The 20,585-nt window shown below is 65.8% G+C and carries 19 protein-coding genes; 10 read left to right on the top strand and 9 right to left on the bottom strand.

Annotated elements, in window-relative coordinates:
* Positions 1-40: 40 nt before the first annotated feature.
* Both soxR and AC1DYL_RS01640 read left to right on the top strand, forming a co-directional pair.
* The gene (gene soxR / locus AC1DYL_RS01645; RefSeq protein WP_477171808.1) at positions 41-499 is read left to right on the top strand and encodes a redox-sensitive transcriptional activator SoxR; all 459 of its coding nucleotides are present in this window, start codon (positions 41-43) and stop codon (positions 497-499) included.
* A gap of 74 nt (positions 500-573) precedes the next feature.
* On the top strand, positions 574-768 hold the full coding sequence (locus AC1DYL_RS01640; protein WP_477171807.1) for a DUF3008 family protein: 195 nt from the start codon (positions 574-576) through the stop codon (positions 766-768).
* Here AC1DYL_RS01640 and AC1DYL_RS01635 read toward each other — a convergent pair whose 3' ends face one another.
* Both AC1DYL_RS01635 and AC1DYL_RS01630 read right to left on the bottom strand, forming a co-directional pair.
* A complete protein-coding gene (locus tag AC1DYL_RS01635; RefSeq protein ID WP_477171806.1) occupies positions 769-1,257 on the bottom strand; it encodes a hypothetical protein in 489 nt (162 codons plus the stop codon).
* A 449-nt stretch (positions 1,258-1,706) separates the two neighbouring features.
* Complete coding sequence (locus AC1DYL_RS01630) at positions 1,707-2,153, bottom strand: hypothetical protein (protein ID WP_477171805.1); 447 nt, start codon at positions 2,151-2,153, stop codon at positions 1,707-1,709.
* Positions 2,154-2,422: 269 nt separating this feature from the next.
* Here AC1DYL_RS01630 and AC1DYL_RS01625 point away from each other — a divergent pair, with 269 nt between their 5' ends.
* Both AC1DYL_RS01625 and AC1DYL_RS01620 read left to right on the top strand, forming a co-directional pair.
* A complete protein-coding gene (locus tag AC1DYL_RS01625; protein ID WP_477171804.1) occupies positions 2,423-4,171 on the top strand; it encodes a tetratricopeptide repeat protein in 1,749 nt (582 codons plus the stop codon).
* 31 nt (positions 4,172-4,202) lie between these two features.
* On the top strand, positions 4,203-5,204 hold the full coding sequence (locus tag AC1DYL_RS01620; protein WP_477148759.1) for an acrylyl-CoA reductase family protein: 1,002 nt from the start codon (positions 4,203-4,205) through the stop codon (positions 5,202-5,204).
* Between the two features lie 3 nt (positions 5,205-5,207).
* Here AC1DYL_RS01620 and AC1DYL_RS01615 read toward each other — a convergent pair whose 3' ends face one another.
* The 4 genes from AC1DYL_RS01615 to AC1DYL_RS01600 are packed head-to-tail and all read right to left on the bottom strand — an operon-like array spanning position 5,208 to position 9,070.
* Complete coding sequence (locus AC1DYL_RS01615) at positions 5,208-5,540, bottom strand: SMR family transporter (RefSeq protein ID WP_477171803.1); 333 nt, start codon at positions 5,538-5,540, stop codon at positions 5,208-5,210.
* The gene (gene murD, locus AC1DYL_RS01610) at positions 5,537-6,856 is read right to left on the bottom strand and encodes a UDP-N-acetylmuramoyl-L-alanine--D-glutamate ligase (protein WP_477171802.1); all 1,320 of its coding nucleotides are present in this window, start codon (positions 6,854-6,856) and stop codon (positions 5,537-5,539) included. The genes AC1DYL_RS01615 and murD overlap by 4 nt, the downstream gene beginning before the upstream one ends.
* On the bottom strand, positions 6,846-8,174 hold the full coding sequence (locus tag AC1DYL_RS01605) for a MurL-like N-terminal domain-containing (protein WP_477171801.1): 1,329 nt from the start codon (positions 8,172-8,174) through the stop codon (positions 6,846-6,848). The genes murD and AC1DYL_RS01605 overlap by 11 nt, the downstream gene beginning before the upstream one ends.
* 2 nt (positions 8,175-8,176) lie before the next feature.
* Positions 8,177-9,070, bottom strand: a complete 894-nt coding sequence (locus tag AC1DYL_RS01600; RefSeq protein ID WP_477171800.1) for a metallophosphoesterase family protein — start codon at positions 9,068-9,070, stop codon at positions 8,177-8,179.
* 85 nt (positions 9,071-9,155) lie between these two features.
* On the opposite strand from AC1DYL_RS01600, the gene AC1DYL_RS01595 reads away from it, so the two are divergent.
* The gene (locus AC1DYL_RS01595; RefSeq protein WP_477171799.1) at positions 9,156-9,629 is read left to right on the top strand and encodes an NUDIX domain-containing protein; all 474 of its coding nucleotides are present in this window, start codon (positions 9,156-9,158) and stop codon (positions 9,627-9,629) included.
* A 102-nt stretch (positions 9,630-9,731) separates the two neighbouring features.
* Here the strand turns inward: AC1DYL_RS01595 and AC1DYL_RS01590 are convergent, their stop codons facing one another.
* Positions 9,732-10,271, bottom strand: coding sequence for a c-type cytochrome (locus AC1DYL_RS01590; RefSeq protein WP_477171798.1), 540 nt, complete (start codon positions 10,269-10,271; stop codon positions 9,732-9,734).
* A 16-nt stretch (positions 10,272-10,287) separates the two neighbouring features.
* Positions 10,288-11,238 carry a hypothetical protein gene (locus AC1DYL_RS01585; protein ID WP_477171797.1) on the bottom strand — a complete coding sequence of 317 codons (951 nt, stop codon included), beginning with the start codon at positions 11,236-11,238 and terminating at the stop codon, positions 10,288-10,290.
* A 506-nt stretch (positions 11,239-11,744) separates the two neighbouring features.
* On the opposite strand from AC1DYL_RS01585, the gene AC1DYL_RS01580 reads away from it, so the two are divergent.
* The 3 genes from AC1DYL_RS01580 to AC1DYL_RS01570 all read left to right on the top strand — a co-directional run bounded on the left by AC1DYL_RS01580 (position 11,745) and on the right by AC1DYL_RS01570 (position 14,046).
* Positions 11,745-12,518, top strand: coding sequence for an amino acid ABC transporter substrate-binding protein (locus AC1DYL_RS01580; RefSeq protein WP_477171796.1), 774 nt, complete (start codon positions 11,745-11,747; stop codon positions 12,516-12,518).
* Between the two features lie 80 nt (positions 12,519-12,598).
* A complete protein-coding gene (locus tag AC1DYL_RS01575; RefSeq protein ID WP_477156569.1) occupies positions 12,599-13,279 on the top strand; it encodes an ABC transporter permease subunit in 681 nt (226 codons plus the stop codon).
* Positions 13,276-14,046: an amino acid ABC transporter ATP-binding protein gene (locus tag AC1DYL_RS01570; protein WP_477171795.1), complete on the top strand. Its 771-nt coding sequence runs from the start codon at positions 13,276-13,278 to the stop codon at positions 14,044-14,046. Before AC1DYL_RS01575 ends, AC1DYL_RS01570 begins: the two co-directional genes overlap by 4 nt.
* 9 nt (positions 14,047-14,055) lie before the next feature.
* Here AC1DYL_RS01570 and AC1DYL_RS01565 read toward each other — a convergent pair whose 3' ends face one another.
* Positions 14,056-15,711 (bottom strand): tetratricopeptide repeat protein, encoded by a 1,656-nt coding sequence (locus AC1DYL_RS01565; RefSeq protein ID WP_477171794.1) that lies wholly within the window; start codon positions 15,709-15,711, stop codon positions 14,056-14,058.
* A gap of 227 nt (positions 15,712-15,938) precedes the next feature.
* Between AC1DYL_RS01565 and AC1DYL_RS01560 the strand changes: the two genes are divergently transcribed.
* Positions 15,939-17,855 (top strand): autotransporter domain-containing protein, encoded by a 1,917-nt coding sequence (locus AC1DYL_RS01560; protein ID WP_477171793.1) that lies wholly within the window; start codon positions 15,939-15,941, stop codon positions 17,853-17,855.
* Between the two features lie 94 nt (positions 17,856-17,949).
* Positions 17,950-20,556, top strand: coding sequence for an autotransporter outer membrane beta-barrel domain-containing protein (locus tag AC1DYL_RS01555; protein ID WP_477171792.1), 2,607 nt, complete (start codon positions 17,950-17,952; stop codon positions 20,554-20,556).
* Positions 20,557-20,585: the final 29 nt, after the last annotated feature.

Below are 20,585 nucleotides of genomic sequence, written 5' to 3'. Positions count from 1 at the left end.
CAACCTCAAGTGTGGTTGAGGTAAAGAGGTATTCTGCAGAATGTCGCGTGAACTTTCGGTCGGCCAGGTGGCCGAGCGCAGCGGCCTTGCGGTGTCGGCGCTGCATTTCTACGAGAAGAAGGGGCTGATCCGCAGCCACCGCACCTCGGGTAACCAGCGGCGCTACGACCGCGACGTGCTGCGGCGGCTGGCCATCATCCGCATGGGCACGGAGCTCGGCATTCCGCTCAGCGAAGTGGCAGAGGCGCTGGAGCATGTGCCGGTGGGCCACATCCCAACGGCGGATGATTGGCGAGCCATGTCAGAGGTCTGGCACGAAAAGCTCGATAGGAGAATCGTGCTGATGACGCGCATGCGCGACGAGCTTAACGGCTGCATTGGCTGCGGGTGCCTGTCCACGATCAGTTGCCCGCTGATGAACCACGAGGACTACCTGAGCAAGGAAGGTACCGGACCGCGGCGCCTGATGCGCAAGGGCAGGGACACCTACGTGAGCTGACGGTACCGGCGCCTCACTAGGGAACGGAGCCTGCGAAGGATCGTTGATTCCTCATCCAACCCTAGGAGGAAGCGATGCCCTCAACATCCAAGGCGCAACAGAAGGCGGCCGGCGCCGCCCTGTCGGCCAAGCGCGGCGACACCAAGGTGGGCGAGCTCAAGGGCGCCTCGAAGTCGATGTACAAATCGATGAGCGAGAAGCAGCTCGAGGAGTTCGCCGAGACCAAGCGTAAGGGTCTGCCCGAACACAAGAAGGAAACCAGGAACTAGCTATTCGATAGCGGTAGGGGGCGCCGGCAGCTGCGGATCGGCGCCCTCGCCGAAGATTTGCTGGCCCTCATTGTCCCAGATGCGGACCACTTCGCAGCTCATGAGAAAATCCTTGGCGCACTCGGTCTTCACGATCGCCTCCAGGCTCGCCTGATCTTGCTGGTCGCAGACGAACTTGTGCCAGTGCGGGCCTTCATTGTGCTGCATGAAGATATCGGCGACCCAGCCGTGCGGATAGCACCAGAGGTTGGGGGCGCAGTCCTCTGGCCCCAGGCCGCTCTGCTGAACGCATTGGGCAACGGCGCAATCCATCGCGTCGGTGGCGAATGGACCGAAGCAGACGCCAAGCCCGGCCTCCGGCGCCTGCGACACGGCGATGCCGTTGAAGGCGGGCAGCACGAAGTTGTCTACGGCCTCCTCGTCCTGCGCAAGCACAGGGGTAGCAAGCAGCCCGATCATGGCGGCCACGAACATCGACATCTTGAGCATGAGGGCCTCCTGCAGGGGAGGCGGGAGAGTGCGGTGATCCGCCCTTGGCGGTCAAGCGCGCGCTGGTCAGGCGAAGCGTGGTTGCGGCGGGAGAGTCTCCGCAACCGCGCCTCTGCCTGCTGGCCCCAGAGGCCCGCCGCAACTGGGGTAAACACCGAACGGGAAGGCGGGGCAGCGTCAGGAGGGTCGCGCCCCGTCTTTCCGTCGTATGGCGGCCGCCGCGTGAGGGAACGCGACGAGCCGCCGGTTGGGCCGGAGCTTGGGGTCTCCGGCCCGGAACCGCCCAGTTCGCCGCAGGGATATCGGCGGCCGGACGGTAGCTCAGTCATGGGACCCGTCGGGTCCCACCAGTCAGGATAGACGGGGAGCACATTTGGGAATGCAATCGGCAGTGGCCTGCCTCAATGCAACGCGCTCCCCGTCCGGCACGTAACCTGTGGACGCAGTGATTACGTGCCAACCGCATCGAGGTGCTGATTGCGCACCCAGAAGCTGACGATGGCCGCCGCTTCGCGACGGTAGGAATTGATATCGGCGTGCCGCTCGAACACGGCGTCGGCGCCGGCAGAAAGGAGAGCCTCTCGCGGCTCGCGATCGAGCGTCGGGGCAATGGCCGCAATCAGCAGCGAGCGCCCGTCGCGCATGCCGCGGAGCTTGGCGATAAAGTCCAGGGTGGCATTGGACGAGGCTTTGAGATCGACAATGACGAGACCCGGGATAACCGCCCGATCATCCTCGAGCAGTCGGTGGATCTCAGCGGCCGCCAAGGGTTCGCCGTTCAGCCAGCTCACGGAGGGCGCGCCATGGGCGAGCAGCATCCGGATCATCAGCCGGGCGGAATGTGAGTCGTCGTCGACCAGTGCCATGAAGGGCTGGCCGGTACCAAGAGCGTCCATGATGGTTCCTTGTTGCCGCGTTGCCGTGGCAATGGCCGAAAACTCGAAACGAAGTCGGTATTTCGTCGCCGGCCCTGGAAGCGCTGGGGGGAGCCACGCTGCTTCCCCCTCACCACCTCGAAACCACTCGAGGCTGACTGCACTGTGCTGCGACAAGCGGCCATATGATGGTTCGATGACACTGGCGGTAGGCAAAGGCATGTAACAACGCCGTAACCCACCTTGCGATTAACATGTAAATCGCACAGGTTGCGGCAGGAGGTGCCCGCGTGGGGGAACCATCGTCACAGACGATGCCGCCCAGAGCGGAGATCGAGGCGGCCCTGGAGCGAATCCAGGAGTGGCCTGGGCTGGCTCGTTCGCCGCAACTCGCGAGGTTTCTCAACTACATAGTGACCGCGCGGCTCGACGGAAACGAGGCCGGAATCAAGGCCTACTCCATCGCCGTGGACGTGCTGGGGCGGCCGCAAAGCTTCGATCCGCAGAGCGATCCGATCGTGCGTGTACAGGCGCGCCGCCTACGTGCAGCGCTGGAAGAATATTATGCCGGCGACGGGGCGGCGGAGACCGTCAGATTTTACCTCCCCGTGGGACGTTACATCCCCGAATTCAGGCCGCCGGAAGACGATGCAGCAAGGGCCCCGCATGAATCGGTAGCGCCCGTTGGTCCTTCCGGGACAACCGTCCGAACGCGGGAGCGGTCGTGGCTGGCGCGCCTCGACGACATCGTGTTGCTGGTCGTGCTGGTGTTCGTGGCGCTGGGTATCGCGGTAGTGATGACCCAGGTTCTGTTGCCTCGGCCAGTGCGCGTAGTGGTGCCGCAACCGCCTAGGGTGTCGGTCAGCGAGTTCACGTCGGTAGCCGCGGGCCAGGAGCCAAGCGCAAGTGTCGCTGGCCTCGCGGTGGAACTGACGACCGACCTAGGCCTGTTCCCCTTCATCGATGCAGTCTACCTGCAACGCTCCGAAGAGACGGGCCAACAGGTGGACGGAGCCACCTTTGAGCTCTCGGGGATAGCTCGGACGGAAGGCAGCGAGATGCAGATCACCGCCAGCCTGAAGCGGGCTGGTTCGGATGCTGCGGTGTGGAGCATGACCCAGAAGATCCCGGCCGCCGAGTTCCCCACCAGCATCGATCGGCTGTCCCAGGCCTTTGCGGATCAACTCGGCGCGACGGATGGGCCGTTGCATGCCGATGCGATTCAATGGCTCGCCACCAATACCGAGTTGGCTGGTAACGAGACCGAGTACCTGTGTGGCCTGCTGTTCACGCGCTATCGCGAGAGCGGTCGGGCCGACGATGGGGAACGGGCTCGGCTCTGCGTGACCGGCCTGCTGCGCGCGCAGCCAAAATCCGCGGTAGCGCTCGTGATGAACGGCACGCTGCTGTTCGACAGGGCCCTCAGGACGCAGCCTCCCAGCGGACAGGACCCCGAACCGATTGCCGAGGCAGGGCGGCAGATCGGCGAGGCGCTGAAGCTGGCGCCGACGTCGAGCCCGGTTTGGCGGGAGTACGCGTTCTTTCTCGAGGCGGTCGGCCGGCTTGGGGAGGCTGAGGCCGCCTATATCTCGGCGCTGCAGCTCAATCCGTCCAATCTCGATGCATATGCCGGATACGCGCGGCTGCTGTCGTTGCGCGGCAAGTCGCAGAAGGGTGAAGCGATGGCAGCCGAAGCGCTGCGTCGCGCGCTGGTGCCGCCCTATTGGTATCACGAGGCCCCGGCGGTCAACGCGCTGCGGAACGGCGACAATGCCGAAGCGCTGCTGCAGTCGGAGGTACTGGCGGTAGGGGACGCCGAACTGGCTTCGGCCATCGCGGCGGTCGCTGCCTATCGGCTGGGCTCGGAGGATGTGCTCAACCGCTATATTGCGCAGTTACTGGAAGTGACGCGGTTCCGTCGTTTCGGTATCCTGCCGGTGCTTCGCCAGCGGCTGGGCGATGCCGATCTGCGCGCCGAGATCGGCAATGCACTTGCCGCAGCGGGAATTGATCCGACTGCCCTTAACGGGCCTTATTGAACCGGCCAGATTTTGTAGTCTCGGAGTTCTCATGACTTTCCGCGCCCTTGTCACCGAACGGCTCCCCGACGGTGAATTGCGCAACAGCATCAATACACTGCCGGAAGAACAGCTGCCCCCAGGCGAGGTGCTGGTGGCGGTGGAATGGGCCGGACTGAACTACAAGGATGCGCTGTGCCTCACGGGACAGGCGGGGCTCGTGCGGAGCTATCCGCATGTTGCCGGCATCGACTTTGCCGGGCGAGTGATCGAGAGCAGCGACGTGCGCTATCACCCGGGGCAGGCGGTGATCCTCACCGGCTGGCGCGTCGGTGAACTTCACTGGGGCGGCTACGCGCAGCGGGCCCGGGTCAGCGCCGACTGGCTTGTGCCGTTGCCGAAGCGGTTTTCCACCCGCACCGCGATGATGATCGGCACCGCAGGCCTCGCAGCGATGCTGGCGATCAACCGGCTGCAGGCCGAGGGGATCAGAGCCGGTGAGGGCGAGGTGCTGGTCACCGGGGCCGGCGGGGGTGTCGGCAGCATCTCGGTGCTGCTGCTCAGCCGGCTGGGCTATGATGTTGCGGCGCTCACAGGGCGGGCCGAGCTGGCCGAGCGGCTGACGCGGCTGGGCGCGACGCGGATCGTGTCGCGCGACGAGGTGCTGAAGCCGACCGGCAAAGTGCTCGACAAGGAAGCCTGGTCGGGGGCCGTCGATACCGTCGGCGGTCCGCTGCTTGGCGAACTGCTGAAGAAGGTGCGCTACGGTGGCACCGTGGCGGCGATCGGCAATGCCGGCGGGCGCAATTGGGATGCCAGCGTCATCCCTTTCATCCTACGCAACATTTCGCTCTGCGGAATCGATACGGTGATGCAACCGTTCGAGGCGCGGCGCTCGGCCTGGGACCGGCTGACGACGCTGTTCGTGCCAGCGGCGTTCGAGCCGATGCTCACCGAGGCGCGGCTCGAGGACCTGCCGGCACTGGCCGACCAGATGCTGAAGGGCGAGATCGCCGGACGGGTGATCGTCAATCCCCGCGACCCGCCGACCTGAGGGTCAGTGCACGGTCGACTTCGAGAACAGGTTGATGACGACGACGCCGGCCATGATCAGGCCCATGCCGATGATTGCCGGCAGATCCAGCAACTGCTTGTAGATTAGCCAGCCGGCGAGCGAGATCAACACGATGCCGACGCCGGACCAGATGGCGTAGGCCACGCCGACTGGCATGGTTTTGAGCGTCAACGACAGGAAGTAGAACGCCACGACGTAGCCGGCGATCGAGATCACCGACGGCCAGAGCTGGGTAAAGCCGTCGGACGCCCGCAACGCGGTGGTGGCGATGACCTCAGCGATAATGGCGACGCCCAGATAGAGGTAGGCGATCACGCCGCTGCCCCGAAATACTTGCCGGCGAGGCGGACGAAGGCGGCGCCGCGCTCCTCGAAGTTCTTGAACACCTTGCCGGCGGTTTCGAGCTGGCCGTAGCTCGGGGCGCCGGGGGAGAGGATCACCGTCTCGAACTTGGCCTGCCGCCCGGCGAGAGCCTTCACCGCATCCTCGAGCGTCCCGGCCTCAATGACCTCGATCTCGGGCGCTGCGGCATAGGTAAGCGTCGCCAGCCGGTCGCCCGTCACCGGCAGGCAGACCAGCACCGTGACTCCACGCGGACCCAGAAGCTGTGACAGCTCGGAGTAATCCTGGTGGCGCTCGTGGCCGCCGGCGATCAGCGCGATGCGGGTGCCCTCATAGGCGGCGAGGGCGGCCTTGGTGGCTTCCGGCGTCGTCGAGATCGAGTCGTTGACGAAGGTGGTGTCGCCGACCCGATGCTCTTCGAGCCGGTGCGGCAGGGGCTCGAACTTGGCGATGCCGCGCACCACGCCCTCGAGATCGGCGCCGGCCTTCATGGCAATGGCAGCCGCCAGCAGCGCGTTGTTCAGATTGTGCTCGCCCTTGAGGCGGGAACGCGTCGCTGCCGAGGCTATGCGATCGTGGATGAACGGCGCGAGCGGTGAGATCAGCCGCTTGGGGTCGCGCAGGGCCTCCATCACGAGCGGATGCCCAAGGGCGCCGACGCCCAGCGCTACCGTGAAAGGGGCATCGCGGTCGATCAGGTTGAGCTTGTCCTGGTAGTAGCGCTCGACGCTGCGGTGCCAGTCGGTGTGCTCGGGCGAAAGGTTTGTAATTGCTGCGATATCCGGCGTGAACGCCATGTCGGCGGTCTGGTAGCTGGAGAGCTCGAACACCACGATCTGGTGTTTGTCGGCGATCTCCAATGGCGCCAGCCCGACATTGCCCGCAAGTCCTGCATCGAGGCCGGACTCGGTCAGCATCAGGTGCACCAGGGTGGCAGTCGTCGATTTACCCTTAGTGCCTGAAATTGCTATGACTTTCCGACCCTCGCGATAGGCCTCGCCCCACAGGTTGAGGTTCGAGGTGACGACGATCCCGGCCTCCCGCGCCATGGCGAAAACCGGCCGGTAACGCGACACGCCGGGGCTTTTGACGATGGTCGAAAACAGCCGGGATTCAATGGCTTGCGTCAGATCGGCCGGGGCAATGAAGGTCGCGTCGTCGATGTCGGCCTCGCCGCTGTCGACCGTCACGTACACCTTTGCTTGCGGGGACCTGGCCTTGATGAAGGCGCGGGTGGAGCGGGCCTCGCGGCCGGCGCCGTAGAGCAGGACGGGTTCGTCAAAGCGCATGCGGGGCGACTCGCTCGAAGATGTCCTTCGGGATGAGGTGTTCTGGGCTATCGATCAGCAGTTCGGCAAGAGCATCTTCGAGCCGCTGGCTGCCATACTGAGTCAGCAGGTCCGGCTTGAGCATTGAAACGATTGGCTCATTTGCCCATTCCGGCAGCTTGGTGAGGGCCCAGAGGCAGGCCGCTGCTTCCTCGATTTCGCCAACGCACTCCCACGGTTTCTGCCCGGCGAGACCGGTGAGTTCGCGGAACGAGCGCTCGTGCGAGGGCTGGCTGAGGAGGTTCTGGCCAAAGATGCCGATGAGCCGCTGCTTGTCCATCACCGGGGCGAAGATCAGGAAGACGAAGTGGCATTTGGGGCATCTGCCGCACCAGAGCGGGCCGGTGTGGCCGGCCAGCTTGAAGTTCTCGTTGCAGCTCGAGAACACGTGGTCGAAGCGTTGGACTCGGCTGAAAAGTGCAGCGATCCGTGCCTCGGAGTACGGGCGAAGCAGGGAGAAGTAGCTCAAACTTCCGCCCGTAGCGTGCTCCAGCACCTTTGCGATGAGGTTTTCGAAGTCGAGCGACTTGGAATGCTGGTGGTTGGCCTCGCGGCCGTCGAACTCGACATTGCCTTCGCTCGCCGAGCGCTCGTTGGAGAGCACGATGCGATTGTAGGAAAAGAGCAGTGCGGTCAGCGCCGCGATCATCGAGTTGATGGCGGTCGAGGGAACGTGCCCGTTGTAGTAGCCGGGCTCCTTGCCGAGCCGGATCATCTCGGGATCGAGCGTCCTCGTGACGTAGAGGGGTGGGCGGCCGATCTTGTCCACCGAGCCGATGATCGGGCCCTTGGGGTTGACGGCGAACGGAGTGAAATCGACATCCGCGGCCTCCAGCAGCTGCAGGCTGACCAGCGAATCCTTGCCGCCACCGATCGGCAGCAGCGCGCGATCGTCGAGCACCGGCGGCACGAAGTCCGCGCGGGTGTCTTCTTCCGCCTCGATATGGATCAGGCCGAAGCGCTTGAGGTCGTTGCGCGCGTAGAACTCGCCGAGGCCGTTCTCGTAGACATCCAGCGCGAAGCCTCGCTCGCTCGTGGTGAGCGGAAAGGCGACGCGAATGAGGTAGGGGGCGCGCAGCTTGTAGTAGCTGACACCCAGCACGAGGGCGGCGAGGTCGAGGAGCTTGCCGAACGAGGAGGTTTCGGCCGCCGTCGGGTCGCTGATGGCGGGGAACCTCAAGATTTCGGTAAAGGCCAGGTCGCCAACGGCATAGCCGAAGGTGGCGACGCCCGTCGTCGCGTCGAAGGCGGGGCGATCGATGGTGAAGGCTTCGGTCACGATCAGTAGATCCTGAGGCTCAATCTCAGCACAATATCGGTCGAGAGGCGCTGAAAGCCAAATTCGCGCAAGGTGCACTGCCAGGCGGTGCCGAGGCGCTGGATCGAGAACAGGTTGTAGCGGGCGGGGTCGTGCCCGCCGGTTTCCCCCTGGGCCGCGCCGGCCGCTGCTACCCCGACCACCGGGACGTCGCCGTGCGGGCCAGGGATGGCAAAGATCGAGGACTGATGGGTGTGGCCATGCAATACCAGTTCGGCACCCTGTTCGGCGATGACGCGGCGGAACGCCTTGGCGCCATAGAGCCCGAGACGCGGGTGGGCCTGTTCCTGGTTGGGCGGATGGTGGATCAGGATGACGCGGAAATAGCCGCCGTCGCCGAGCAGCTTGAGGCAGCGGGCGAGGCGCGCCGCCTGGTCCTCCTCGAAGCGGCCCGACGCCATCCAGGGAGCGGTGGGCACGGCGCTGTTGCAGGAGACGACGGCAACGTCGCCGACGCGGCGGACGAACGGGAAGGCATTGTCGTCGACGGTCTCGCCCATGACGTACCCGTCCCAGCGATCGATCGCCTTCTGCAACTGGCCCTTGAGGTAGGCGTCGTGGTTGCCGGGAGAGACGCAGACCTGCTCGGGCGGGCCGACTGTCTCGAGCCAGTTGTAGGCAGTGTTGATCTCGGCATCGAGCGCCAGGTTGACCAGATCGCCGGTGACCGCGGTGAAATCCGGGTTCTGCTCCCGCATGTGGCGGACGAGCTTGGTCAGATTGTCGCCGGAGAGCGTATGCTCGCGCTTGATCTTCCAGTTGAGGAAGCCGGTGATCCGCTTGTTCATGAGGTCGCGCGCCCGGACGGGCGGGAGCGGGGCCAGGTGAACGTCGGATAGGTGGGCAAGAGTAATCATTGCCGGGCGTAATGCCATGCGGCGCGCGGCAAGAAAATGCCCTAAATGGCGCCGTGGCCAATTGAAGGTTAGCGGGAGGACCACCATGAAGATGAGCCGCTGGCAGCGGGTACGGACGTCCGCGCACCTATTTGTGGTCGGCGTGCGAAGGCGCATGGTGCTCGGCGCCCGCGCCGCATTGTTGGATGGCGACAGGGTGCTGCTGCTGCGGCACACCTACATGCCGGGCTGGCACTTCCCCGGGGGCGGGGTGGAGCCGGGCGAGACGGCGGAGGAAGCGGCGCGCCGCGAGGCCGAGGAAGAAAGCGGGCTTCGGGTCGAAGGGCCCATGACGCTGCTGGGCCTGTACCTGCAGAAGCACGAGGCGACAAACCGCGATCATGTGGCGGTGTACGTAGGCCGGTCCTTCCGGCAGGTGAAGCCGTTCAGTCCCAACGGTGAGATCGCCGAGATTGGCTGGTTCGCCTTCGATGCGCTGCCCGAGGAGACGCAGCCGGGAACGGCGCGCCGGGTGGCGGAGATCGCGGCCGGAACGAAGGATGTGCCCGCGCTTTGGTGAGCGCGAGTTCGTGCAGGCTCGAGTCGCTACAGTGGGTCTGGTCCGGCGCTGGCACTCCGGTCGCGCGATGTCGCGCATCGCGCCACCGGAGCCGCTTGTGCGCTACTGCGTCGGCGGAAGTGGAGCGGGCACCTTGTTGTTGATCGGCGGGACCTGCCGGAGATAGGCGAAGATCGCCTTGAGGTCGTCATCGTTCAGGTGGCCGAAGGGCGGCCAGGGCATTGGCGGCAGGATGGCCCGTCCCTGTCCCTGCTTGCGACCCGTGCGCATCATCTGGATGAACTGGGCTTCGGTGTAATCGCGCAGGACACCGGTTTCCGGGTCGGAGGTCAGGTTGGCCGTGAAGCTTACGCCCCATGGTCCGGAGTGGGCGGTGTTCGTTGCCGAACTCGCCCCCATCCAGGGATCGGACAAGGCCGCAGGGGCGCTTATCACGATGTCCTGCGGGTGGCCGGAGAGGGCCCTGGTCATATCGGGTTCGGGGCCACTCGGCCCCATCTTGAACGGCGTGTGGCAATCGTGACATCCCATGGCGTTCACGAGATACTCGCCGCGCTTCACGAGGTCCGCGTTGGCGGCGTCCTGGGCGACCGCCACCCCCATCATAGGCAACAGGATTACAAGTCCGAACAAGCACTTCATCGTTGGTCCTCCCTGGTTATCGGCCGTCATCGGCCCCAAGCTCCATGATCCATTTTCTCACCACCGCCACCGCCTCATCGTCGACCAGCGCAGTGCCCAGTGGCGGCATCTGCAGCGCCGGGTAGCGAGATGACACGCGCTCGAACAGCGCGCTGCGTTCCGGGTGGCCGGGATCGACACGCAAGAGCGCATCGGCCGATTGGCCCGGCGCGCTCTTCTTGACCGGCTGCCGCACCGTGGTTTCGACGGCGGCCTGCTTCCCGAGCAACAGCTCCTGGCGCAGGAAAAGGCCCAGATTGGCGAGTTGTGCCCGGCTGTTGTGGCAATGGCCGCAATTGCCGTGGAGGTAGCCCAGCACCAGCCGCTCGGTTTCGGTAGCCGCCTTGATTACCGGAGCGCGCGAGGGCCAGCGCTCGTAGCCGTCGATCAGCCGGTTGCCGATAAGGTAATCGAGGGTTACGCCCGGCACGCTGCCGGCGTGCAGGGCATGCGGGTCGCGGGCCGGCGACAGCTGCAAGGTGCTGAACCCGAGCACCTCGGCTGGTCCGCCCTGGTGGCATACCTTGCAATCGGTGGTGCCCGGAATGGCGTGAAAGCGGCCGTGGCCGAGGGCGAAGGCGTTGCGATAGCCCCTCTCGTCGGCGAGCACCGCCTCACGCCCGTCGGGCGTCCATTCATAGGCCGCGTAGAGCCACTGGCCGGTCGGCAGCAGCTCCATATAACGCGTCTCGATCCGGCGGCCACCGAAGGCGAATTCTTTCCAGAATCGCGTGCCCACCGCGAACTTCCAGGCGTCGGGGTCGGAACCGTCGATCGTGGTGCCCGGCGGCAGCCGGACCCATCGGTTCTTGGTCGCGCCATCGGTCCATAGCGGGTACTGGGGCGAGAAGGGCAGGTTACGCGGATCGACAACGAGATCGCTGGCGTCGGCGTAAAGCCCGGTCTCGGACAGCAGTCGCGGCGGCACGCCGGGGGGCGTATTCGACGACGCCTCTGCTCCAACGAACAAGACGGCAGCACAAATTACGGCGACGGTCGCCAGAATTCGGCGACGAGAGAAAGCAGGTGCACTGGAGATGTGCCTCGCCATTCTGTTGTTCCGCTCCGTATCGGTGCGAATTGGGCTGGCCGGGCCTCGTATCTACTGGGTGGTCTGCTCGTCAGAGGAAGCGAAAGTAGCAGGTATAGGCCGAAGGCGCCACGCGATGGGCGCGATTGTGATCGACGCCAGCCGGCGCAGGGCCGGGCCTGTCTCTGGCGGCAGGCCGAATGGATCGGATCCGTCCCGACCGGCGTTCCTGTAATTGTCGTCTACTGCGGGGGAGAGGTGGAGTTGTCCGTATCGCGGCGACACCGGGCTAGTAAAAGATTCTACCAGCTAGTTGATGCGCTCAGGCGGAAGGGGCAGTTTTCGCGGCCCGAACGCCGGTTTGCTGCTCCTACCGCACAAGCTGGCCAACAAGGAGAACAAGAATGAAGATCTCAAAGTGGCTGGCCGCGATCGGCCTCGTGCAGCTGGCGCTGGCAACACCGGTGCTCGCGCAGTCGGCGCTCGACCAGATCAAGCAGGCCGGTGCGCTCCGGATCGGCACCGAGGGCACCTATGCACCCTTCACCTTCCACGACAGCACCGGCACGCTGGTCGGCTTCGACGTCGAGATCGGACAGCAGATCGCCGAGCGTCTCGGGGTGAAGGCCGAGTTCGTCGAGGGGCCGTGGGATGGGCTGATCGCCGGGATCGACGCGAACCGCTACGACGTGGTGATCAACCAGGTCGGCATCAACGACGAGCGCAAGGCGAAATATGATTTCTCCGAGCCGTACATCGCCTCCAAGGCCGCCCTCGTCGTCAAGGGCGACAATGCGGACATCAAGGCCTTCGAGGATCTCTCCGGCAAGCGCTCCGCGCAGACGCTGACCAGCAATTTCGGTAAGCTCGCGCAGAAGTACGGCGCCGAGATCGTCCCCACCGAGGGATTCGACCAGTCGATCACCCTGGTGCTGCAGGGCCGGGCCGATGCGACGATCAATGACAGCCTGTCGTTCTTCGACTTCAAGAAGCAGAAGCCGGACGCCGACGTGAAGATCGCCGCCACCCAGCCCGAGGCCGACTTCTCCGGGGTGCTGCTCGCCAAGGGCAAGCCCGAGTTGCTCGCCGCGATCAACGAGGCGCTCAAGGCGATCAAGGACGACGGCACCTACGCCGAAATCTCGCAGAAGTACTTCGGCGCCGACGTTTCGCAGTAAACGCCGCCTCACTGGACTAACCGCGTGGATCGGCCGAAGCTTCGGCCGATCCTTTTTCATGGCCGACGGAACCCCGCCCCATGCCGCACTGGCTTTCTCTGATGATCGAGTCTCTGCCCTCGCTGTTATGGGCGTGCGTGCTGTTCACGGTGCCGTTGACGGTGCTTTCCTTCGCGCTCGGCCTGGGGCTCGGATTTGTCGCGGCTCTCGCGCGGCTGTTCGCTCCTGCTCCCGTTGCCATGCTGGTGCGGTTCTACGTATGGATCATCCGGGGAACGCCGCTGCTGGTGCAGCTCTTCCTGATCTTTTACGGGTTGCCCAGCGTCGGCATCGTGCTCGACGCATTCCCGGCGGCGCTCATCGGCTTCACCCTCAATGTCGGTGCCTACACCTCCGAGATCATTCGAGCGGTGCTCTCGTCGGTGCAGAAGGGGCAGTGGGAGGCCGCATACTCGATCGGCATGACCTGGGCGCAGGCGATGCGCCGCATCATCCTGCCGCAGGCCGGCCGCGTGGCCGTGCCGCCGCTCTCCAACACCTTCATTTCGCTGGTCAAAGACACCTCGCTCGCCGCGGCCATCACGGTGCCCGAGCTGTTCAGGGCAGGGCAGCGGATCGTCGCCACCACCTATGAACCGCTGATCCTCTACGTGCAGGTGGCGCTGATCTACCTGGTCGTCAGCTCCGTGCTTTCGGCCCTTCAGACGCGCGTCGAAAAGCGGCTCTCCCGCTACGGCGGGTACATCGAGGCCGCGTCATGATCGCGCTCGAGAACATCGAGAAGAGCTTCGATGCCCTGCAGGTCCTCAAGCGCGTGAGCGTGAGGGTTCCCGAGGGCAATGTCACCGCGCTGATCGGCCCCTCGGGCAGCGGCAAGAGCACGCTGCTTCGCTGCGTCAACCTGCTGGAGCGACCGCAATCGGGCCGGGTGGAGATCGACGATGCAGTGATCGAGTTCTCGGCTGCGGCAAAGCCGACGCGCCACGCGGTGCTGGAGTTGCGCCGCAAGACCGGCATGGTGTTCCAGAACTTCCAGCTCTTTCCGCACCTGACGGCGCTGGAGAACGTGATGGAGAGCCTCGTCACCGTGCTGAAATGGCCGCGGGGCAGGGCAGAGGAGCGGGCGAGGGAACTGCTGGACAAAGTCGGGATGTCGGCCAAGGCCGATGCCTGGCCCGCCAACCTCTCCGGCGGGCAACAGCAGCGCGTCGCCATTGCCCGCGCGCTGGCGCCGGCTCCAAAGGTCCTGCTTTGTGATGAGCCGACTTCGGCGCTCGATCCCGAACTCGCGACGGAGGTGGTGGAAGTGCTGGCCAAGCTGGCGTCCGAAGGCACCACAATGCTGATGGCAACGCATGACCTGCGGCTGGCATCGACGATTGCGACGGACGTGGTGTTCCTCGATCACGGCGAGGTGGTCGAAGCCGGCCCGGCGCGGCAGGTGTTCGGTTCTCCCTCGCGGGAGCGCACCAAGCGCTTCGTCTCGAACCTTTCGGGCAACGGCGCTCAACCGATGCCGGGCGCGTAGCGGGGCCGGTCAGCGCGCTGGCAGGCCGGCGTCGACCATGGCCTGGACGATCTGGTTGTTCCGCGCGATGTATACCGGGCTGGCGTTGCGGTCCGGTGATCTTATGTTGACGGCGGTCGATCCAGGACGCAGGTCCAGCGCCTTGGCGAGTGCGGCCTTTGCCTCGTCGTGCCGGCCCAGCTGCTGGTAGGCCGCAGCCAGGAGGAGGTGGCTGCGCCCCGACGCCGGCGTTATGGCGATCGACCGCTGCAGCCAGGGCACCGCCGCCTCGTAGCGGCCAAGCAGCTCGTTCGCCCAGGCGGCGCCGAGCAGCCAGGTCCAGCGCGAGACCAGCGGCGTATCGAACTGATCCGCCTGCTCGAAGGTCGCCAGCGCCTCTTCGAAGCGCCCCAGATGAAGCTGGCCGAGCCCGGTGAGGTAGAGGGCCGAGCCGTTCCATGGATCGAAGCTCAAGGCATTGGCGCAGGCCACGAGACTGCCGACGAAGTCGTTGGTGGCAGAGAGCAGCCGGCAATAGGATTCGAGGACCGGGATGTAGCGGGGCTTTTGCTTGAGCGCCTGCTCCAGCAGCGACCGCGCGCGGGTTTCCGCCGCGGCGCGCTCCGCCTCGCTGTACCAGGTCATCTGGATGCCGCGCAGCTGCAGCCCGGCGAGCGCGACTTGCACATCGACGTTGTCCGGACGGGCGGCGAGTGCGCCCTCGAGCATCGTCTGCGCCGTGGCAAATCGCTCGCGCGTAGTGTGGTTGATCGAGGCCAGGGCCTGTTGGACGACCACGTCGATCTTGTTGTCGACCGAGACGAGCCGGTCCTCGCCAGCCTCGAGCACCGCGTTGAGCTGGCGCGCCAGCGGGTCGCCGGTTCCGGCGGCGAGCCGCGAGCGCTGCAGTTGCACATCCGGCAGGGCGGCCTCGACCGAGACGGTTGCGACGGACTGGACTTCGCCGGTGGCGGTCTTGAGCAGGCGGGTTTCGAGCGTCCAGGATTGCGGCCCCTTCTGCAGCTCGCCCTGTACCACGTAGTCCGAGGGCGTTGCGGCTGCGGCTTCGGCGGGCCGGGGTGCCACGACGCTGATATTGTCGATCCTCGCCAGTCCGTCGACCAGGCGGGCGGTTATGCCGGCGGCCATCGCGCCGCCCCCTGGATCGCCGCTCGCATCGACGATGGGCACGACGGCGACTATTCGCGGTGTTCGCTGCAGCGTCTGGCCGGGCGCGAAGACTGAGGCCGCGACCGCGAGGCCGATGATCGCCAGGGTGCCGATGGTAACCGGTTTGCGCAAACCGAACAGGGAGGCGGACCGCGTGGGGGCGGGCGAGCTGCCGCCTTTCGACATGAGGTCCGCTGGGCCGGCGTCGGCGGTCGACACCTCGGCGGCGAACAGGTAACCGCGGCCGGAGACCAGCTTGATCATCTGGCGCTGTTCGTCGCCGAGCGCGGTGCGGATCTCGCGGATGCACTGGAACAGCCCGTCCTCGCCGACATGGATGTTCGGCCAGACCGCTTCCATCAGCTCCTGCTTGCTCAGCACGCGGCCGGGATTGGCGGCGAACAGGCGGAGCATCTCGAAGGTCTTGGGGCGCAGCCGGATAGGCGTGCCATCGCGACCGCACAGTTCGGCGCGCTCTTCGTCCAGCTCAAATCCGGCAAACCGGAACACCGTCATGCCCCTGGGCCCCCCGGCGTTCTCGATGCCCCGGCGCCCTACGGAATTCAAGCGCCCGGAGCGAAAGACACGAATTTCAGAAAAATTTCAGAACGCCACCCCGGCGCTTTCAGGACTTGGCTCGTGGGCAATGAGATGAAGCTGTGACGCCGGTGCTTCGCCGCCGCAGCCGCGACGCGGCGGGGCAGGCATCGGCAAGGCTGACGATGGGTTCTGGGGGTGATGTCGTGACTGTTGATGGGATGGGGCTGCCGATTGGCAGCCGAGGATTGTCACTGGCTGGTCTCGGGGCTCTTGCGCTTGTGCTGGTGGTCGGCCTGGCACTGCAGCCTGGCACAGCCGTGGCGCAGAGCTTCACTGTCGTCGACGGCCAGACGACCGGCCAGCAGGTAATGCTCAATGTCGGCGACAGCGGTGTGATCGAACTGGGCGGGACCGTAAGCCCGGCGGCAGGCCAGACTGGCGTCATCATGGGCGCCGTCGACCAGATGCTCGACAACGCCGGCAGCATCGCGACCACCGGCGCTTTCGGCTACGGCGTTTACTCCCAAAACGCCGATGCCACGATCGACAACTCCGGCAGCATCGCGACGACGGGAGCGTTCGGCTACGGCATCTACTCCCTCGGCGTCGACGCCATGATCGACAATTCCGGCAGCATCACAACTGCCGATGCCTTCGGCTATGGCATCTTCTCGGCTGGCGCCGGAGCCACGATCACCAGCTCCGGCAGTATCGCGACAACGCAGTCTTTCGGTTACGGCATCTTCTCCGCTGGCGCCGATGCCACGATCACCAACTCCGGCGACATCGCAACAACGGGGGCTGTAGGCGACGGCATCTACTCTAATGGCGCCAACGCAACGATCACCAACTCCGGCCGCATCGCGGCAACGGGGTCGATCAGCACTGGCATCAATGCCGCTGGCGCCGATGCCACGGTTATCAACTCGGGCAGCATCATCGCCTACGAGGCGATCCGATTTAGCCAGGGCAACGCTACGCTCAAGCTGCTGAGCGGAAGCGCGATACAGGGCTCGTTGTTCTTCTCCGGCACCGGCAACACGGTGAGTTTCGGCCCCCGCCTCAATGCGGTGATGACCTTCACCGGCGCCGGGATCCCCGGAACCATCGAGACCAGCGGCAACCCGTTCGCCATAGACGGCAACACCATCGCCGTGCTCGACCGGACCGGCTTCGCCCTCAAGGAGGACATGGCGCTGTCGCTGGCCGGCGATATCGCCGGCGCCGTTGGTCGCGGCACCACCACCTGCCTCGCGGCGGATGGTACGCCATCCGGCGAGGCCGAGGACTGCTCGACAACGGCCTGGCTCGCTGGTTTCGGCGGTTTCGGTGGACGGGAGGGCGACGAGAGCTCGGTCGCATCCGCATATGGGCACGGTGGGGCGTTGGCAGGGGTGGAGTTCTCGCCGGGAGACGGCTTCACCGGCGGCCTGTTCATCGGTGGCGCAGGGGCACGCGGCAGCGCCGGCACGGCAGATGAGACGGCGCTCTCCGGCGGCGTGGCCGGCGGCTATGCCGGCTTCGCGCGTGACGGCTATTTCGTCGATTTCTATGCCGCGGTGGGCATGCTCGAGACCGAGAGCGAACGGACGGTCGCCAACAATTCGATCGACGGCGGGTTGTATACAGCGAGCGCCACCGAGGGTGGCACCTTCTTCAACCCCGCCGTCACCATCGGCGCTGACCTCGACACGGCAAACGGCATCCTGACGCCCAGCCTCAGGCTGCGCTATACCGCGCTGAAGCTCGACGGCTATGCCGAAGCCGGCTCTGGCGACGAGCTCGCGGTCGACGCCCGCACGGTGCACGAGCTGGAGATCAGGGCACAGGCGGCGCTTGCGCTGACGCCCGTTGCGACGGAAGCCGGCGAAGCTTCCTGGACGCTCAGGGCCGGCGCCGACGCCATCGATCGCCGCGGCGACGTCAGCGCCGAGCTGCTGGGGCAGGACATCACGTTTGCCTCCGCTGCAGCTGGCACTACCTATCGCGGCTTCGCGGGGGTCGATCTCGACTACGCGCTCGCTGGAGGCGACAGCCTGTTCGGTGACCTCGAGTTGCGGTTGGACGATCAACTCGGCCAATCGGCTGTCGCAAGTGTGGGCCTCACTGGTGCGTTCTGACAGGGCTCGGGGGCCGGCACCCGGCAACGCCGGGATGGTGCGCGCATCGCGGCGGCTATGCAGCTTGCGGGCGCTGCTATTGGCGGCGACGGCGTTGAGCGCGTCGCCGGCGAGCGCCGTGGACCCGAGCGCCGTGCGGTGGGTCAATCCCGGCTCGGGCAACTGGCTGGACCCGGCGAACTGGGACCACGGCAGCATTCCGACCTCGGACGAGACCCCGTACGTGGACAATGGTGGCAAGGCGCAGGTCACGGGCGGCGACGACGCTGTGAGCAACCATGTGATCATAGGCACGGGTGGTGGCAGCGGCGCCGTCGAGGTGAGCGGCTCCGGGTCTACCCTCACGGTCCTGAACAATATCTATCTGGGCGTTTATAGCCTCGGTACGCTTGATATCAGCGGCGGCGGCGTCGTGAGCGTCGGCGACACGGCCTTTGTCGGCCAGAATTACGACAGTGCCATGGGCGGCACCGGTCTCGTTACGGTGACTGGCCCGGGGTCGGTCCTTAATACCGTGTCCCTCGCAGTGGGCTTTAGCGGCAAGGGCACGATCGAGGTCACGGACGGGGGCACGCTGAGCGCTGAATGGTCCAATGTCGGTTTCCTGCCTGACGGGGACGGAAAAGTCGTGGTGGACGGCGCCGGGTCGAGCTGGTCCACCGGTGACCTGACCGTAGGGCGGGAAGGCAAGGGCGCGATCGAGATGACCGATGGGGGCGTCGTCAGCAGCACGGCCGCCCTTATTGGAAAAGTCGCGGGGTCCTCGGGAAGCGTGCTCGTCGACGGGGTCGGATCGAGCTGGACCGTCGCCCACACACTGACGATCGGCGACCAGGGCAGCGGCAGTCTGATCATCGCGAACGGGGCGGCGGTCAGTGCGGACGCCGTGGCGATCGGTGATACGGGCGCGCTGGTCATCGGCGCGGCGCCAGAGGATGTGCCAGTTGCGGCGGGCACGCTTGTCACGGACAGCATAGACCTGGCTTCTGCCACCGCGCGGCTCGTCTTCAACCACACGGATGCCGACTACACGTTCGATGCCGACATTGACGGCGTCGGGATAATTGAGCTGCTCGGCCCTGGCAGAACGCTGCTGACCGGCATCAGCCGCGACTTCTACGGTGAGATCAGCTTGCTCGACGGCGAGTTGATGGTTGATGGCTGGCTCGGCGGCGACATGACCTCGAAGGGCCGGCTGAGTGGCATCGGCATCGTACGCAATGTCAGCGTGATTGGCGGCGGGGTGATCGCGCCCGGTCACGATGGGATCGGTACACTGGCAATGGAGGGGAACCTCTACATGGGCCCGGGTTCGACCTACGAAGTGGAAATCGACTCCGGCTCCAGCGACCTGATCCAGGTACTGGGGATTGCCTATGTCGATGGTGCGGATATCGCCATCAAGCGCGGCACGGGGCCAATTGCGCTTGGCGCCGGCTACATCATCCTCAGCGCGGAAGACGGGTTCTACGGCAGCTTTGGCGAGGTCATCTCGGACTATGCCTTCGTCGCGCCCGAGCTCGAGCTTGGCTCGGATGGCTTCAGCGACCTGCTGACGCTCGAGTTCAATCGCAACGACGTGGCGTTCGCCGATGTCGCCAAGACCGCGAACCAGGCGAGCGCCGCCGGGGCGCTCGAGGCACTGGGCACGAACAACGCTGCCCATAACACCATCCTCGGCCTCAACGAAGCCGAGGCGCAGGCGATGTTCGATGCGCTCTCGGGTGAAGGTCACGCGACGCTCAAGGGCGTGCTGATGGACAATGCAGGGCTGGTGTCGGACGCGCTGCTGCAGCGGCTGGATGCGGCACGGACGCTCGATACCTCGGGCGTCACCAGCGGGTATGCCGCCCTGCCGACGCTGCCGGAAGACGGCGGCAGCAACGCGATCTGGGGTCAGTTCTACGGCGGCCTTGGCGATCGGGCCAGCGACGGCAACGCGGCGGACGCCGCCTCGTCGTCGGGCGGGCTGCTGCTTGGCGCCGACGCCGCCGTTGGAGATTGGCAGATTGGTCTCGCTGCGCAGGCTGGGCAGACCCACGTATCGATTGCCGACCGCGCAACCGACGCGACGACCACCGATCTCGGCGCCGGGTTCTATGCCGGGACGACGTGGGGCGACACCGGGTTCTCGGTCGCCGGCACGGCGACGCAGCACGCCATCTCGATCACCCGCGAGGTGGGCCTTGGTCTCAATGAGACGCTGACCGCCGACTACGGCGCGACCACCGGCCAGGTGGTTGCCGAACTCGAGCACGAGTTCGACAACGGCGCTGCGAGCCTGACGCCCTTTGCACGGGTGGGCCATCTCGTCCAGGCGACGGATGCCTACGAGGAGACCGGCAACGGCGGTGGCGCAGCGCTTTCGGGCGAGGCCGACGTCGTGAACCAATCCTTCGCTACGCTCGGTCTGCGTGGCGCGTATCAATTCGTGGTGGGCCAGGGTGGTCTTGCGACATTCAGCGGTGGCATCGGCTGGCGTCGCGGCTTTGGCGAGGCGCCCACCGCGCAACTCGGGTTTATCGGCGGCTCGCCATTCACTGTTGCGGCCACCCCCGCCGCCGCCGACTCCCTGCTGCTCGAGGCCGGCTTCGACCTGGACCTCGGCAGCGGCCTCGATCTGTCGGTCAGCTATGACGGACACATCGCGACGACCGGCCAGTCGCACGCCTTGCGAGCAGGGGTGGGCGGACAGTTCTGACCCACCACCGGGCCGCGCCCTGCCTCCTC

The sequence above is a fragment of the Devosia sp. P1_H9 genome, assembly GCF_056405135.1.
The sequence above is the reverse complement of the archived record's forward strand: the minus strand, read 5'-3'. Positions and strand labels throughout refer to the sequence as shown.

Excerpts from the sequence above, each read along its gene's own strand:
- AC1DYL_RS01620 (WP_477148759.1), top strand. The coding sequence starts at position 4,203 with ATGACTTTCCGCGCCCTTGTCACCGAACGGCTCCCCGACGGTGAATTG.
- murD (WP_477171802.1), bottom strand. The coding sequence starts at position 6,856 with ATGCGCTTTGACGAACCCGTCCTGCTCTACGGCGCCGGCCGCGAGGCC.
- AC1DYL_RS01590 (WP_477171798.1), bottom strand. The coding sequence starts at position 10,271 with ATGAAGTGCTTGTTCGGACTTGTAATCCTGTTGCCTATGATGGGGGTG.
- AC1DYL_RS01580 (WP_477171796.1), top strand. The coding sequence starts at position 11,745 with ATGAAGATCTCAAAGTGGCTGGCCGCGATCGGCCTCGTGCAGCTGGCG.
- AC1DYL_RS01565 (WP_477171794.1), bottom strand. The coding sequence starts at position 15,711 with ATGACGGTGTTCCGGTTTGCCGGATTTGAGCTGGACGAAGAGCGCGCC.
- AC1DYL_RS01575 (WP_477156569.1), top strand. The coding sequence starts at position 12,599 with ATGCCGCACTGGCTTTCTCTGATGATCGAGTCTCTGCCCTCGCTGTTA.
- AC1DYL_RS01635 (WP_477171806.1), bottom strand. The coding sequence starts at position 1,257 with ATGCTCAAGATGTCGATGTTCGTGGCCGCCATGATCGGGCTGCTTGCT.
- AC1DYL_RS01595 (WP_477171799.1), top strand. The coding sequence starts at position 9,156 with ATGAAGATGAGCCGCTGGCAGCGGGTACGGACGTCCGCGCACCTATTT.
- AC1DYL_RS01600 (WP_477171800.1), bottom strand. The coding sequence starts at position 9,070 with ATGATTACTCTTGCCCACCTATCCGACGTTCACCTGGCCCCGCTCCCG.
- AC1DYL_RS01640 (WP_477171807.1), top strand. The coding sequence starts at position 574 with ATGCCCTCAACATCCAAGGCGCAACAGAAGGCGGCCGGCGCCGCCCTG.
- AC1DYL_RS01630 (WP_477171805.1), bottom strand. The coding sequence starts at position 2,153 with ATGGACGCTCTTGGTACCGGCCAGCCCTTCATGGCACTGGTCGACGAC.
- soxR (WP_477171808.1), top strand. The coding sequence starts at position 41 with ATGTCGCGTGAACTTTCGGTCGGCCAGGTGGCCGAGCGCAGCGGCCTT.
- AC1DYL_RS01570 (WP_477171795.1), top strand. The coding sequence starts at position 13,276 with ATGATCGCGCTCGAGAACATCGAGAAGAGCTTCGATGCCCTGCAGGTC.